We start from the raw sequence: 14269 nt of genomic DNA on the forward strand, positions 1-14269 counted from the left end.
GTGCGGCAGCGGTCGCGCGCCCTCAGCCCTCGCCGAACGCGTAGTCGGCGACGACGGGCGCGTGATCGCTCCACCGGGTGTCCCACGACGGCGCCCGGACGACGCGGTAGTCGGTCACCCGCTCGGCCAGGCGCGGCGTCGCGAGGTGGTAGTCGATGCGCCAGCCGGTGTCGGTGTCGAACGCCTTCCCGCGGCTCGACCACCAGGTGTACGGACCGTCGACCTCGCCCGCCCAGCGCCGGCCCACGTCGACCCAGCCGAGCCCCGGACCCGACGAGCCGTCGGCGCCCACCACGTCCTCGCCCTCGGCGCCGGTGAAGCGGTCGAAGTACGCCCTCTCGCGGGGGAGGAACCCGGCCTTCTTCACGTTCCCGCGCCAGTTGCGGATGTCGAGCTCGCGATGACCGACGTTCAGGTCGCCGGTGATCACAGCGAGGTCGCCCAACCGCGGCATGCGGCGCTCCATGGCGTCGAGGAACGCGTACTTGGCCACCTGCTTCTCGGTGTCGGCCTCGCCGGTGAACACGTACGCGCTCACGACCGTGACCGTCTCGCCGCCCACCGCGATGTCGGCCTCGACCCAGCGCCCCCGGGTGTCGAGCTCGCCCGCTCCCTCGCTGCCGACGAGGTCGATCCGCCAGATGTCCAGCGGCTCGCGCGCGGCGATGGCGACCCCGGCGCGCCCTTTCGCGAGCGCCTCGTCGCCGACGATGTGCCAGCCCGGCAGCGCCGCGGCCAGGTCCGAGGCCTGCGCCCGCACCTCCTGCAGCGTGAGGATGTCGACGCCGGCCTGCTCCAGCCACGGGTGCATCCCCTTGCGTGCGGCGGCACGGATGCCGTTGACATTGACGGAGGCGATGCGGAGCGTGCGGGTCACCCGACGAGCCTAGCGAGCGGCCCCGACAGCGCCGCTCAGGCGGGCCCCCGCCCCGGCGTCCGCCGGCCCGCGTCGCCGTCGGCCTCCGCCTGCAGACGGGCCAGCTCGTCCTCCGCCCGGCGCAGCTCATGACCGGCGCGCCAGCGGCCCCACCACGGGGCGGCCCCGCGGGCCAGGTGGGCGTCGCGCACCCGGACGCGCGCGGCGAGGAGGACGGCCTGCCGCTCCGCCTTCCGGCGCTCCTCCTCGCTCTCCTCGACGAGCGGGACGTCGCGGTCGTGCGCGGAGACGGCCACCCACGACGCGGCGACGAGGATCACGATCCCCGCCAGCCGGAACCACAGCAGGAACCCGATGAACACCGAGAACGTCGCCAGCAGCGGGTTGGCGGGGGTGTAGTAGAGCAGCAGGCCGGCGGCGAGCTGCAGCACGACGAGGGCGCCCGCCCCGAGCGCGGCGCCGGGCCAGATGCGCGCCCACGGCAGCGAGGTGCCGGTGAGCAGGCGGATGAGGGCGGCCAGGGCCGCGGAGTTGATCACGAACGCGATGCCGACCGACGCGACGCGGCTGAACACACTTCCCCACGTCGAGAGGATGTCGCCGCCGAGCCACCGGAAGAGCACGTCGACCGCCCCGCCGGCGGCGTAGCCGAGCCCGGCGCCGAGCACCAGCGCGGCGCCGAACAGCACGCCGGCGACGAAGTCGCGGGCCTTGAGGATCAGGTAGTTGCGGCCGTCGAAGGGCAGTCCGAAGATGTCGCGCACCGCGCGGCGGGTGAACGTGACGAACCCGATCGCGGTCCAGATCGCCACGAGCACCGCGACGGCGCCGGTGACCGCGAGCAGGCTCGACGACCCCCGCGCGATCTCCGTCACTGCCTCGTCCGAGACGAGGCCCTGGCCTTCGGGGCCGATCAGTCCCGGGATGTAGGAGTTGATGAGGGCGACCAGGCCGTCGATGGCCGACTGGCTCCCGCCGAGCCACAGCCCCACCACCGCGAAGGCCACATAGAGCACGGCGAAGATCGCGAAGATCGACTGGTAGCTGATGGCGGCCGCCAGCAGGAAGCCGTTGTGACGGAGGAAGTGCCGCCAGACCCGGATCGGGAACCAGGCGAGCGTGCGGCGGGTGATCTGCGTCGCTCGCTCGATGGGCTCGTCGAGACGCTCACGCAGGGGCGACTGCTCCCAGCGTTCGCGCCAGGGCTCGGACGGTTCGCCGGTGCGGTCCTCGCTCACGCGTCCAGCGTAGCGACGCGCGTGCTCAGCGTCCGCGGAGGACGGCCTGCTTCACCTCGGCGATCGCCTTGGTCACCTCGATGCCGCGGGGGCACGCCTCGGTGCAGTTGAAGGTGGTGCGGCAGCGCCACACGCCCTCCTTGTCGTTGAGGATGTCGAGGCGCACATCGCCCGCGTCGTCGCGCGAGTCGAAGATGAAGCGGTGGGCGTTGACGATCGCCGCGGGTCCGAAGTACTGGCCGTCGGTCCAGAACACCGGGCACGACGACGTGCACGCGGCGCAGAGGATGCACTTGGTCGTGTCGTCGAACACCTCGCGGTCGACGATCGACTGGATGCGCTCCTTGCCTGGCTCCGGGGTGGAGTTCGCGATGAGGAACGGCTGCACCTCGCGGTACGACGCGAAGAACGGCTCCATGTCGACGACGAGGTCCTTCTCCAGCGGCAGGCCCTTGATGGCCTCGACGTAGATCGGCTGCGAGATGTCGAGGTCCTTGATCAGCGTCTTGCAGGCCAGGCGGTTGCGGCCGTTGATGCGCATGGCGTCCGATCCGCAGATGCCGTGCGCGCACGAGCGGCGGAAGGTCAGCGAGCCGTCGACCTCCCACTTGATCTTGTGCAGCGCGTCGAGCACGCGGTCCGTCGAGTAGAGCTCGACGTCGTAGTCCACCCAGCGCGGCTCGCTGTCGACCTCGGGGTCGAAGCGTCGGATGATGAAGGTGACGAGGAACGACTGGATGCCGGTGTCGTTCGCAGCCGGTTCGTTCACGGTCCCCGGAGCATCGGCGACGAGCGTCATCTCAGTACTTCCTCTCCAGCGGCGGGTACCGCAGTTCGCCGGCCTCGTTCTTGGTGAACACGACTGGCTTCCAGTCCAGGCGGATGTGGTCCTCGGCGTGCGACGAGTGGGGATCGCCCGACAGATAGGCCATCGTGTGCTGCATGTAGTTCTCGTCGTCGCGCGTCGGGAAGTCGTCGCGCATGTGGCCGCCGCGGCTCTCCTTGCGGTTGCGGGCGGTGACCACGACGACCTCGGCGATGTCGAGGAGGAAGCCGAGCTCGACGGCCTCCAGCAGGTCGGTGTTGAACCGCTTGCCCTTGTCGTCGACGTGCACGTTCTTGTAGCGCTCGCGCAGGTCGGCGATGACGGTGAGCACCTCGCCGAGCGACTCGTCGGTGCGGAACACCTGGGCCTTCCGGTCCATCTCGTCCTGCAGGGTCTTGCGGAGCACGGCGATCCGCTCGTTGCCGGGGTTGTTGCGCAGGCCCTCGAGCAGGTCGCGCACCTCGGCGGCGGGGTCCTCGGGGAGGGGCACGAAGTCGGCGGTCTGGACGTACTGGACGGCCCGGCGGCCGGCGCGCTTGCCGAACACGTTGATGTCGAGGAGCGAGTTGGTGCCCAGGCGGTTGGAGCCGTGCACCGAGACGCACGCGCACTCGCCGGCGGCGTAGAGCCCCGGCACGACGGTCGTGTTGTCGCTCAGGACCTCGGCGTCGGTGTTGGTGGGGATGCCGCCCATCGCGTAGTGGGCGGTCGGCATCACCGGCACCGGCTCGACGACCGGGTCGACGCCCAGGTAGGTGCGGGCGAACTCGGTGATGTCGGGGAGCTTGGTCTCGAGGACTTCGGCGCCGAGGTGGGTGCAGTCCAGCAGGACGTAGTCGCGGTGCGGGCCGGCTCCGCGGCCCTCGGCGACCTCCTGCACCATGCAGCGGCTGACGATGTCGCGCGGGGCGAGGTCCTTGATGGTGGGGGCGTAGCGCTCCATGAAGCGCTCGCCCGAGGCGTTGCGCAGGATCGCACCCTCGCCGCGGGCGCCCTCGGTCAGGAGGATGCCGAGGCCGGCCAGGCCGGTGGGGTGGAACTGGAAGAACTCCATGTCCTCCAGCGGCAGCTTCTTGCGCCAGATCACGCCGACGCCGTCGCCCGTGAGGGTGTGGGCGTTGGAGGTGGTCTTGAAGATCTTGCCGAAGCCGCCGGTCGCGAAGATGACGGCCTTGGACTGGAAGACGTGCAGGTCGCCGGTGGCGAGCTCGTACGCGACGACCCCCGCGACCTGGGTGTCCTTACCCTCGCCGACGGTGATGAGGTCGAGGACGTAGAACTCGTTGAAGAAGTTGATGCCGAGCTTGACGCAGTTCTGGAACAGCGTCTGCAGGATCATGTGGCCGGTGCGGTCGGCGGCGTAGCACGCGCGGCGCACCGGGGTCTTGCCGTGGTCGGCGGTGTGGCCGCCGAAGCGGCGCTGGTCGATCTTGCCCTCAGGGGTGCGGTTGAAGGGCAGCCCCATGTTCTCGAGGTCGATGACGGCGTCGATCGCCTCCTTGGCGAGGATCTCGGCCGCGTCCTGGTCGACGAGGTAGTCGCCGCCCTTGACCGTGTCGAACGTGTGCCACTCCCACGAGTCCTCTTCGACGTTGGCCAGCGCCGCCGCCATGCCGCCCTGCGCCGCGCCGGTGTGCGAGCGCGTGGGGTAGAGCTTGGTGATGACGGCGGTCTTCGCGCCGGGGCCGGCCTCGATCGCCGCCCGCATGCCGGCGCCGCCGGCGCCCACGATGACGATGTCGAACTGGTGGTAGTGGACGCCGTCCTTCACGACGGCGTCCGGGTACGCGGTAGTCACAGTCAGGATGCCTTGCAGATCTCGGACAGCATGCTGTCGGGGCTGAGGTTGGGGATGCACGGGTCGAAGGTGAACACGACGAGCGTGCCGAGCAGGATGAGGAAGCCGGCGGTGATCCACAGGGCCCACACGAGCGTGGTGCGCACCTTGGGGCCGGTGACGTAGTCGTTGACGATCGTGCGCATGCCGTTGGCGCCGTGGATGAGGGCGAGCCACAGCATCAGCACGTCCCACCACTGCCAGAACGGCGTGGCGAACTTGCCGGCGACGAACGCGAAGTCGATGCCGTGGATGCCCTCGCCGAGCATCAGGTTGACGAACAGGTGGCCGAAGATGAGGACGACCAGCAGCACGCCGGAGACGCGCATGTAGATCCAGCCCCACTTCTCGAGGTTGGCGCCCTTCTTGCGGGGAGCGGCGCTGCGCGGAGCGGCGAGGTCGGCGCTCGGAGCCTGGACGGACATCAGTGCCCCCCTCCCATGGTCGAGAAGACGATCGGCAGGTGGCGCGCGGCGAAGCCGCCCACGGTCACCACCCACAGGACGAGCACGGCCCACCACAGCTGGCGCTGGTGACGGGTCGCCCACGGCCAGAGGTCCACGGCGATGATGCGCAGGCCGTTGTAGGCGTGGTAGACGATCGCCGCCACCAGGACGGTCTCGCCGAGGCCCATCACCGGGTTCTTGTAGGAGCTCATGACCGCGTCGTACGCGTCGGGCGCGACGCGGATGAGCGCCGTGTCGAGCACGTGCACGAGCAGGAAGAAGAAGATGGCGACGCCGGTGATGCGGTGCAGGACCCAGGACCACATGCCCTCGTTGCCGCGGTACAGGGTGCCGCGCGGCGTCCGGGACGTGGTCTGGGCCACCGACGGTGTGACGCGTGCTGGTGCGGACACGGTCGTCCTCCCTTGGTGTGAACGGCACCTCGTCTCGGCGGGGACGACTACATCCCTGGGGCTTCCGACCCCGACGTCGCACACGGGTGCTCTCTCATCCTAGATCGGCTCCCGCGGGGCGGGCGAGGAAGGCGGGCCTAAGTTCTCTCGATATCGAGACACCGGCAGGAAATCACGTTCTTTCGGAGGGGGTGGCGGCGCACTCGGGGGCGCGGCGGCGGCGCCCGCTACGCTCGACGCATGGTCGAACCGATCGAGGACTTCTACGCCGTCATCCCCGCCGGCGGGGTGGGCAGCAGGCTGTGGCCGCTCTCCCGCGCCGACGCGCCCAAGTTCCTGCACGACCTCACCGGATCCGGCCACTCGCTGCTGCGGGACACCTGGGACCGGCTCGAGCCGCTGACGGGGCACGATCGCATCGCCGTGGTGACGGGGCGCGCGCACCGCGCCGCCGTCGAGGCACAGCTGCCCGGCATCCCGGACGAGAACGTCTTCCTGGAGTCCGAGCCGCGCGACTCCGCGGCGGCCATCGGCCTGGCCGCCGCCATCCTCCACCGCCGCGATCCCGACGTGATCATCGGCTCCTTCGCGGCCGACCACGTGATCCGGGTGCTCCCGGTCTTCCACTGGGCGGTGCAGCAGGCCGTCGCGGTGGCGCGCGAGGGCTACATCTGCACGATCGGCATCACGCCCAGCGAGCCCTCCGTCGGCTTCGGCTACATCAAGAAGGCCGACATGCTCGCCGTGGCGGGGGCTCCCGAGGCGGCCCTCGTCGAGCGGTTCGTCGAGAAGCCCGACCTCGAGACGGCCAAGGAGTACGTGCAGTCGCGCGATCACCTGTGGAACGCCGGGATGTTCATCTCCCGTGCGGACGTGCTGCTGGCCGAGCTGGCGGCCAACGAGCCCGAGCTGCACGCCGGGCTGCTGGAGCTCGCCGAGGCGTGGGACGACCGGGAGCGGCGCGGGCCGGTCGTGGACCGCGTGTGGCCGGAGCTCCCCAAGATCGCGATCGACTACGCCGTGGCCGAGCCGGCCGCCGAGCGCGGGCGCCTCGCGGTGGTGCCGGGTCACTTCGACTGGGACGACGTGGGGGACTTCGCGAGCCTCGCCAAGCTCAACTCCGGCGGGCGCAAGAACGACCTGGCCATCCTGGGCGAGAACGCGCGCATCCTCTCCGACGCCGCCAGCGGCATCGTCGTCAGCCACACCACGCGCGTGATCAGCCTGATCGGCGTGAAGGACATCGTCGTCGTCGACACCCCCGACGCTCTCCTGGTGACCACCAGCGAGCACGCCCAGCGGGTCAAGGGCGTCGTCGACGCGCTCAAGCTGACCGGTCGCGGCGACGTGCTCTGAGGCCCCGTCGAGGGCGTCCGATTGAGCAGGATGCCGCGAGCGTGACGGATTCATTGCGTCTTTGTAACCATTCGCCTGAACCCGCCTGCTCAGCGTGCAAATCCGTCGACACAATAGGTAATTTCATCCTGCACACCCGCGAAGTCCGCGGGTTCTCTTCCGTGGAGGCACACTTGACCATCTCGACCACCAAGAAGCTCGCGGGTATCGCGGGCGCCGCGCTGCTCGTCGCGGCCCTCGCCGGCTGCGGCACGGCACCCGAGGCCAGCCCCTCGACCCCCGGCGCCGAGGCGCCCGAGGTCGTCGAGGGCTTCCTGCCCTGCCTGATCTCCGACGCCGGCGGCTGGAACGACAAGTCGTTCAACGAGTCCGCGAAGAACGGCATGGACATGGCCGCCGAGGAGCTGGGCGTCGAGCCGCTCGAGTTCGAGTCGACCAACGACAACGACTACGCCCCGAACATGGAGACGGCCGTCTCCGAGGGCTGCACGCTCATCATCGCCGTGGGCTTCAAGCTGGCCGCCGCGACCGTCGAGGCCGCCACCGCCAACCCCGACCTCCAGTTCGCGATCATTGACGACTACGCCGACGGCACCACCGTCGACGACGAGGGCAACCCGGTCTACGACGGAGCCCCCGACGCGCCGAACATCAAGCCGCTCGTCTTCAACACGGCCGAGGCCGCCTACCTCGGCGGCTACGCCGCGGCCGCATGGTCGGCCCAGTCGGGCGTGAACAAGGTCGGCACCTTCGGCGGCATGCAGATCCCGTCGGTCGCCGTGTTCATGGACGGCTACCAGCTCGGTGTCGAGAAGTACAACGAGGACAAGGGCACCGACGTCCAGGTCTTCGGCTGGGACACCGCCACGCAGGAGGGCGCCTTCACCGGCGGCTTCGACGCCAACGACACCGCCAAGCAGACCGCGCAGTCGGTCCTCGACCAGGGCGTGGACGTCATCCTCCCCGTCGGCGGCCCGATCTACCAGAGCGCTGCGGCGGCCATCGCCGACGGCGGCACCGACACCGTGATGCTCGGTGTGGACAGCGACCTCGCCGTCGCCGACACGAGCGTCACCGACGTCACGCTGGTCTCGATCATGAAGGCGATCGACGTCGCCGTCCACGACGCGACCATCGCCGCGGCCGCGGGCGACTTCGACCCGGCGCCCTACGTGGGCACGCTGGAGAACGAGGGCGTGAAGCTGTCGAGCTTCCACGACTTCGAGTCGCAGCTGCCGGACGGACTGCTCGACGAGATCGCCGCCCTGCAGGCGTCGATCATCGCCGGCGACATCACGGTGGAGTCGCCGAACTCCCCGTGATCTGACCGATCACCACTCGGGGCGGGCCTGCGTCAGCGGCCCGCCCCGAGTGCCGTTCGCAGAACGTCGATGGTGCCCTCCCGCGGGGGAGCGAGTGCCGGATAGGGTGCTGATATGAAGCTCGAGCTCCGCGGAATCACGAAGAGATTCGGCAGCCTCGTCGCCAACGACCACATCGATCTCGTGGTCCAGCCGGGGGAGATCCACGCCCTCCTCGGCGAGAACGGCGCGGGCAAATCCACGCTGATGAACGTGCTGTACGGCCTGTACCGCGCCGACGAGGGCGAGATCCTGCTGGACGACGTCGTCCAGCACTTCCGCGGCCCGGGCGACGCCATGAACGCCGGGATCGGCATGGTCCACCAGCACTTCATGCTGATCCCCGTCTTCACCGTCGCCGAGAACGTGATGCTCGGTCACGAGGAGACCAAGGGCCTCGGCCGCCTCGACCTGCCCCGGGCGCGTCAGCACGTGCGCGAGGTCGCCGACCGCTTCGGCTTCCAGATCGACCCGGATGCGCTCGTGGGCGACCTCCCGGTCGGCGTGCAGCAGCGCGTCGAGATCATCAAGGCGCTGTCGCGCGATGCGAAGGTGCTCGTCTTCGACGAGCCGACCGCCGTGCTCACCCCGCAGGAGACCGATGAGCTCATGGCGATCATGCGCCAGCTCCGCGACGAGGGCACCTCGATCGTCTTCATCACCCACAAGCTCCGCGAGGTCCGCGAGGTCGCCGACCGCATCACCGTCATCCGCCTCGGCAAGGTCGTCGGCGAGGCCTCTCCGACCGCGACCAACGCCGAGCTCGCCTCGCTCATGGTCGGCCGGGCGGTCGAGCTCACCGTCCACAAGGACCCGCCGCAGACCCGCGAGGGCGGGCTGGAGGTGCGCGATCTCCGCGTGCTCACGCCGTCGGGCGCGATCGTCGTCGACGGCGTCAGCTTCGACGTCCGCCCGGGCGAGGTGCTGGCCGTGGCCGGGGTCCAGGGCAACGGCCAGACCGAGCTCGTCGAGGCCATCGTCGGCCTCGCCGCCCGCACGGAGGGGTCGATCCGCCTCGACGGCGAGGAGCTCGTCGGCAAGAGCGTGCGCGGCATCCTCGAGTCCGGTGTCGGGTTCGTCCCGGAGGACCGCACGGAGGACGGGCTGGTCGGCGGGTTCTCCGTCGCCGAGAACCTCATCCTGGACCGCTCCACCGACGCGGACTTCTCGCGCTTCGGCACGATCCTCCGCGGCCCGCTCGAGGAGTTCGCCCGGGCCCGCATCACGGAGTACGACATCCGCACGCAGGGTCCCGCGACCCCCGCCGGCACGCTGTCGGGCGGCAACCAGCAGAAGGTCGTGATCGCGCGCGAGATGAGCCGCGATCTGAAGCTCCTCGTGGCGGCCCAGCCGACCCGCGGCGTCGACGTCGGGTCGATCGAGTTCATCCACAAGCGCATCATCGAGACGCGCGACGCCGGCATCCCCGTCGTCGTCGTCTCCACCGAGCTCGACGAGGTCACCGCCCTCGCCGACCGCATCGCCGTCATGTACCGCGGCACCGTCGTGGGCATCGTGCCCGGCGACACCCCCCGAGACACCCTCGGCCTGATGATGGCCGGCGCAACCGACCCGGAGGTGGCCGCATGAGCGGCTCGACGCCCGGCGCCGCGGACGCGGCGCGTCCCGTGGACCCGCAGCTGCCCCCGGCGAGCGGGCCCCTCACCGGCGAGCAGGTGCCCGGGCCGCCCCGGTCCAACGTCTTCATCAAGGAGCTGCTGCGCGGCAGCGCGTTCACGACGTTCCTCGCGATCGTCCTGGCGATGGTCGTCGGCGGCGTGCTGATCGCGATCACCAACGAGGACGTGCAGGCGGCGGCGGGCTACTTCTTCTCGCGGCCCACCGACACGCTCACCGCCATCTGGAACGCCGTGTACAACGGCTACGAGGCCCTCTTCCGCGGCGCCGTCTTCAACACGCGCGCCCCGTCGTTCGAGGCGCAGATCCGGCCGATCACCAACTCGCTCGGCTTCGCCGCTCCGCTCATCGCGGCCGGCCTCGGCGTGGCGCTCGCCTTCCGGGTGGGCCTGTTCAACATCGGCGCGCGCGGCCAGATGCTCATCGGCGCGCTGTTCGCCGGGCTGTTCGCGTTCAACCTCAGCCTGCCGATGTGGATCCACCTCCCGCTCACCCTCATCGCCGGCATCGTCGGCGGAGCGCTCTGGGGCGGGCTGGTCGGCCTCCTGAAGGCCAAGACGGGTGCCCACGAGGTGATCCTCACGATCATGCTCAACTACGTCGCCTTCTACCTGCTGCTGTGGATGCTCCGCAGCCCGGGCCTGCTGCAGATGGCGGGGAGCAACCAGCCGCAGACCAAGCCCACGCCGACCACGGCGCAGTTCCCCGACCTCATCGGGCCGCTCTTCCCGGCGCTGGACTGGGGCTTCGTGATCGTCCTCCTCGCCACCGTCTTCGTCTGGTGGCTGATCGAGCGCTCCAGCCTCGGCCTGCGCCTGCGCGCCGTCGGCGAGAACCCGCACGCCGCCCGGGCGGCGGGCATCAACGTCGAGCGCCTCTACGTCTACGCGATGCTGTTCGCGGGCGGCCTGGCGGGCCTGGCGGCGATGAACCAGATCCAGGGCAACGTGACCACCGGCTTCGGCGCGACGATCGACGCCGGCATCGGCTTCGACGCGATCACCGTGGCCCTCCTCGGACGCAGCCGCGCGTGGGGCACGTTCGCCGCCGGCATCCTGTTCGGCGCGCTCAAGGCCGGATCGTTCTCGATGCAGGCGCAGGGCATCCCCGTCGACATCGTGCTCGTGGTCCAGTCGCTCATCGTGCTGTTCATCGCGGCGCCCCCGCTGCTGCGCGCGGTGTTCTTCCTTCCCAAGACCGATCTCGAGAAGGCGGCCAAGGCGCGAGCCAAGGCCGCGAAGAAGGCGGTGGCGGCATGAGCGCGCTCACTCCCGCACTCGAAGCAGACGACGGGACGATCCAGCTCGCGGTCGTCAAGGAGCGTCGCTTCAAGGTGCCGATCGTCTTCGGCATCGTGGTCGTCCTGCTCGGCGCGCTGTTCGCGCTCGCGCCGCGGGGCGGCATCTCGACCTTCCGCCTGGGCGACCCCTCGTCGGCGATCGCCCTGCCCGACGTCGAGCTGCCCACCGGGGCGACCAGCTGGATCCTCGTGGTCGTGCTGGCGCTGCTCGCGCTGTGGGCGGCGTGGGAGGCGTGGTCGTACCGCAGCGTGCCGCTGTGGCTGACCGCCGCGTTCGCGGTGATCGGGGTGTTCGCCTTCCTCGTGTGGGCTGCCGCCGGCGGCCTCGTGCCCGTCTCGAGCCTGCTGTTCGGCGCCGTCTCGCTGTCGGTGCCGCTCGTCTTCGGCGCCCTGGGCGGCGTGATCGGCGAGCGCGCCGGTGTCGTCAACGTCGCGATCGAGGGGCAGCTGCTGCTGGGGGCGTTCTCGGCGGCGCTGCTGTCGAGCATCACCGGCAACCCGTTCGTGGGCCTCATCGGCGCCATGATCGGCGGCGTGCTGGTGTCGTTCGTGCTCGCGGCGTTCGCGATCAAGTACCTCGTCGATCAGGTGATCGTCGGTGTCGTCCTCAACGTCCTCGTGACGGGCCTCACCGGGTTCCTCTACGGCGCCCTGCTCGTGCCCAACGAGACCGAGCTGAACCGTCCGGAGCGCTTCGGGCGCATCGAGATCCCGCTGCTGAGCGACATCCCGATCATCGGACCGGTGCTGTTCAACCAGACCTTCATCGTCTACCTGATGTTCGTGACGGTCGCCATCGTGGCGTGGGGCCTGTACCGCACGCGCTGGGGCCTGCGTCTGCGCGCGGTCGGCGAGCACCCGCAGGCCGCCGACACCGTCGGCATCAAGGTGAACATGACCCGCTTCTGGAACGTGTCGCTGGCCGGTGCGATCGCCGGCATCGGCGGCGCGTACTTCACCCTCGTCTCGGTGCCGCAGTTCGGCAAGGAGATGACCGCCGGCCTCGGCTTCATCGCGCTGGCCGCCGTCATCTTCGGCCGCTGGGATCCGATCCGCGCGACGCTCGCGGCGCTGCTGTTCGGCTTCGCGACCAACCTCCAGAACCTGCTGACGATCCTCAAGACGCCGATCCCCAGCGAGTTCATGCTCATGCTCCCGTACGTCGTGACGATCCTCGCGGTCGCCGGCTTCGCGGGACAGATCCGGGGCCCTGCGGCATCCGGCAAGCCGTACATCAAGGGATGACACCGTGACAGACATCGACTGGGACCACCTGCGGGCGGTCGCCACCGACGCCATGCAGCGCGCCTACGCGCCCTACTCCCGCTACCGCGTGGGCGCCGCGGCTCTCGTGAGCGACGGGCGGATCGTGTCGGGCTGCAACGTCGAGAACGCCTCGTACGGCGTGGGACTGTGCGCCGAGTGCGCCCTCGTGGGCGACCTCCACATGAGCGGGGGCGGCCAGCTCGTCGCGTTCGTGTGCGTCAACAACGACGGCGAGACGATCATGCCGTGCGGGCGCTGCCGTCAGCTGCTGTACGAGTTCTCGCTGCCGGGCATGCTGCTGGAGACCGTCTCGGGGATCCGCACGATCGACGAGGTGCTGCCCGACGCCTTCGGGCCGCGCGACCTGGAGGCCACGCGATGACGACCGCCGCGGGCGTCGAGCCCTTCGACGCCGTCGACGTCATCCGCACCAAGCGCGACGGCGGCGCCGTCCCGGACGACGCGCTGCGCTGGATGGTCGACGCCTACACGCGCGAGTACGTCGCCGACTCGCAGATGGCGGCGTTCGCGATGGCCGTGCTGCTCAACGGCATGACGCGCGACGAGATCCGCGTGATGACCGACGCGATGATCGCCTCGGGGGAGCGGATGAGCTTCGCCGGGCTCGGCAAGCCCACCGTCGACAAGCACTCCACCGGCGGGGTCGGCGACAAGATCACCCTTCCGCTCGCGCCGCTGGTCGCCGCCTTCGGCGTCGCGGTGCCGCAGCTGTCCGGTCGCGGGCTCGGCCACACGGGCGGCACGCTCGACAAGCTCGAGTCGATCCCCGGCTGGCGCGCCGCGCTGTCCAACGACGAGATGTTCGCGCAGCTGCGCGAGGTCGGGGCGGTCATCTGCGCCGCCGGCTCGGGTCTGGCGCCCGCCGACAAGCGGCTCTACGCGCTGCGCGACGTCACCGGCACGGTCGAGGCGATCCCGCTCATCGCCTCGAGCATCATGTCCAAGAAGATCGCCGAGGGCACCGACTCGCTCGTGCTCGACGTGAAGTTCGGCTCCGGCGCCTTCATGCGCGACGTCGACAAGGCGCGGGAGCTGGCGCGCACGATGGTCGCCCTCGGCACCGACTCGGGGGTGGCGACCACCGCCCTCCTCACCGACATGAACACCCCCCTGGGGCTCGCCATCGGCAACGCGAACGAGGTGCGGGAGTCCGTCGAGGTGCTGGCCGGCGGAGGCCCCGCCGACATCGTCGAGCTGACGGTGGCGCTGGCGCGGGAGATGCTGACCCTCGCGGGACAGCCCGACGCCGACGTCGAGGCGGCGCTGCAGGACGGCCGGGCGATGGACGCGTGGCGCCGCATGATCCGCGCCCAGGACGGCGACCCCGACGCGCCGCTTCCGGCGCCGCGAGAGACCCACACCGTCCTCGCCGAGGCCGACGGCGTGGTCACACGGATGGAGGCGCTGCCCTTCGGCGTGGCCGCCTGGCGCCTGGGAGCCGGACGCGCCCGCGCGCAGGACCCGGTGGTCCACGCCGCCGGGATCGACCTGCACGTCAAGCCCGGAGACCGCGTCACCGCGGGGCAGCCGGTCTTCACGCTGCTCGCCGATGACGCGGGCCGCTTCGCCCGCGCCCTCGACGCCCTCGAGGGGGCGTGGGAGCTCGGCGACCAGGCCCCCGACTCCGGTCCGCTCGTCCTCGAGCGCATCACCGCCTGACACCCGCACGACACCCCCGACGAACCCAGGA

Annotated in this window: 13 protein-coding genes; 7 read left to right on the top strand and 6 right to left on the bottom strand. The window is 70.5% G+C overall.

Annotation, left to right across the window (positions count from 1 at the left end):
* Positions 1–22: 22 nt before the first annotated feature.
* Genes ACPWUT_RS03325 through sdhC form a run of 6 tightly spaced genes read right to left on the bottom strand, consistent with a single transcriptional unit; the run spans position 23 to position 5637 of the window.
* Entirely contained in the window at positions 23–877 is an 855-nt protein-coding gene (locus ACPWUT_RS03325) for an endonuclease/exonuclease/phosphatase family protein (RefSeq protein WP_284529699.1), read from the bottom strand.
* Between the two features lie 35 nt (positions 878–912).
* Entirely contained in the window at positions 913–2115 is a 1203-nt protein-coding gene (locus ACPWUT_RS03330) for a YihY/virulence factor BrkB family protein (RefSeq protein WP_425840614.1), read from the bottom strand.
* Positions 2116–2140: 25 nt separating this feature from the next.
* On the bottom strand, positions 2141–2914 hold the full coding sequence (locus ACPWUT_RS03335) for a succinate dehydrogenase iron-sulfur subunit (protein ID WP_284529701.1): 774 nt from the start codon (positions 2912–2914) through the stop codon (positions 2141–2143).
* Position 2915: 1 nt separating this feature from the next.
* Positions 2916–4739, bottom strand: coding sequence for a succinate dehydrogenase flavoprotein subunit (gene sdhA / locus ACPWUT_RS03340; RefSeq protein WP_284529702.1), 1824 nt, complete (start codon positions 4737–4739; stop codon positions 2916–2918).
* 2 nt (positions 4740–4741) lie between these two features.
* Positions 4742–5203 (bottom strand): succinate dehydrogenase hydrophobic membrane anchor subunit, encoded by a 462-nt coding sequence (locus ACPWUT_RS03345; RefSeq protein ID WP_284529703.1) that lies wholly within the window; start codon positions 5201–5203, stop codon positions 4742–4744.
* A complete protein-coding gene (gene sdhC, locus ACPWUT_RS03350; RefSeq protein ID WP_284529705.1) occupies positions 5203–5637 on the bottom strand; it encodes a succinate dehydrogenase, cytochrome b556 subunit in 435 nt (144 codons plus the stop codon). The genes ACPWUT_RS03345 and sdhC overlap by 1 nt, the downstream gene beginning before the upstream one ends.
* A 240-nt stretch (positions 5638–5877) precedes the next feature.
* Between sdhC and ACPWUT_RS03355 the strand changes: the two genes are divergently transcribed.
* From ACPWUT_RS03355 to ACPWUT_RS03385, 7 genes are all read left to right on the top strand, one after another.
* Positions 5878–6993 carry a mannose-1-phosphate guanylyltransferase gene (locus ACPWUT_RS03355; protein ID WP_284529707.1) on the top strand — a complete coding sequence of 372 codons (1116 nt, stop codon included), beginning with the start codon at positions 5878–5880 and terminating at the stop codon, positions 6991–6993.
* A gap of 173 nt (positions 6994–7166) precedes the next feature.
* Positions 7167–8315, top strand: coding sequence for a BMP family lipoprotein (locus tag ACPWUT_RS03360; protein ID WP_284529709.1), 1149 nt, complete (start codon positions 7167–7169; stop codon positions 8313–8315).
* A 114-nt stretch (positions 8316–8429) separates the two neighbouring features.
* Positions 8430–9944, top strand: coding sequence for an ABC transporter ATP-binding protein (locus tag ACPWUT_RS03365; RefSeq protein ID WP_284529711.1), 1515 nt, complete (start codon positions 8430–8432; stop codon positions 9942–9944).
* Entirely contained in the window at positions 9941–11251 is a 1311-nt protein-coding gene (locus ACPWUT_RS03370) for an ABC transporter permease (protein ID WP_284529712.1), read from the top strand. Before ACPWUT_RS03365 ends, ACPWUT_RS03370 begins: the two co-directional genes overlap by 4 nt.
* Entirely contained in the window at positions 11248–12537 is a 1290-nt protein-coding gene (locus ACPWUT_RS03375; protein ID WP_284529713.1) for an ABC transporter permease, read from the top strand. Before ACPWUT_RS03370 ends, ACPWUT_RS03375 begins: the two co-directional genes overlap by 4 nt.
* Before the next feature lie 4 nt (positions 12538–12541).
* On the top strand, positions 12542–12940 hold the full coding sequence (locus tag ACPWUT_RS03380; RefSeq protein ID WP_425840623.1) for a cytidine deaminase: 399 nt from the start codon (positions 12542–12544) through the stop codon (positions 12938–12940).
* Positions 12937–14238, top strand: a complete 1302-nt coding sequence (locus tag ACPWUT_RS03385) for a thymidine phosphorylase (protein ID WP_425840626.1) — start codon at positions 12937–12939, stop codon at positions 14236–14238. Before ACPWUT_RS03380 ends, ACPWUT_RS03385 begins: the two co-directional genes overlap by 4 nt.
* Positions 14239–14269 lie beyond the last annotated feature (31 nt).

The organism is Microbacterium sp. PA5, from assembly GCF_049860775.1.
Taxonomy (GTDB): Bacteria; Actinomycetota; Actinomycetes; order Actinomycetales; family Microbacteriaceae; genus Microbacterium.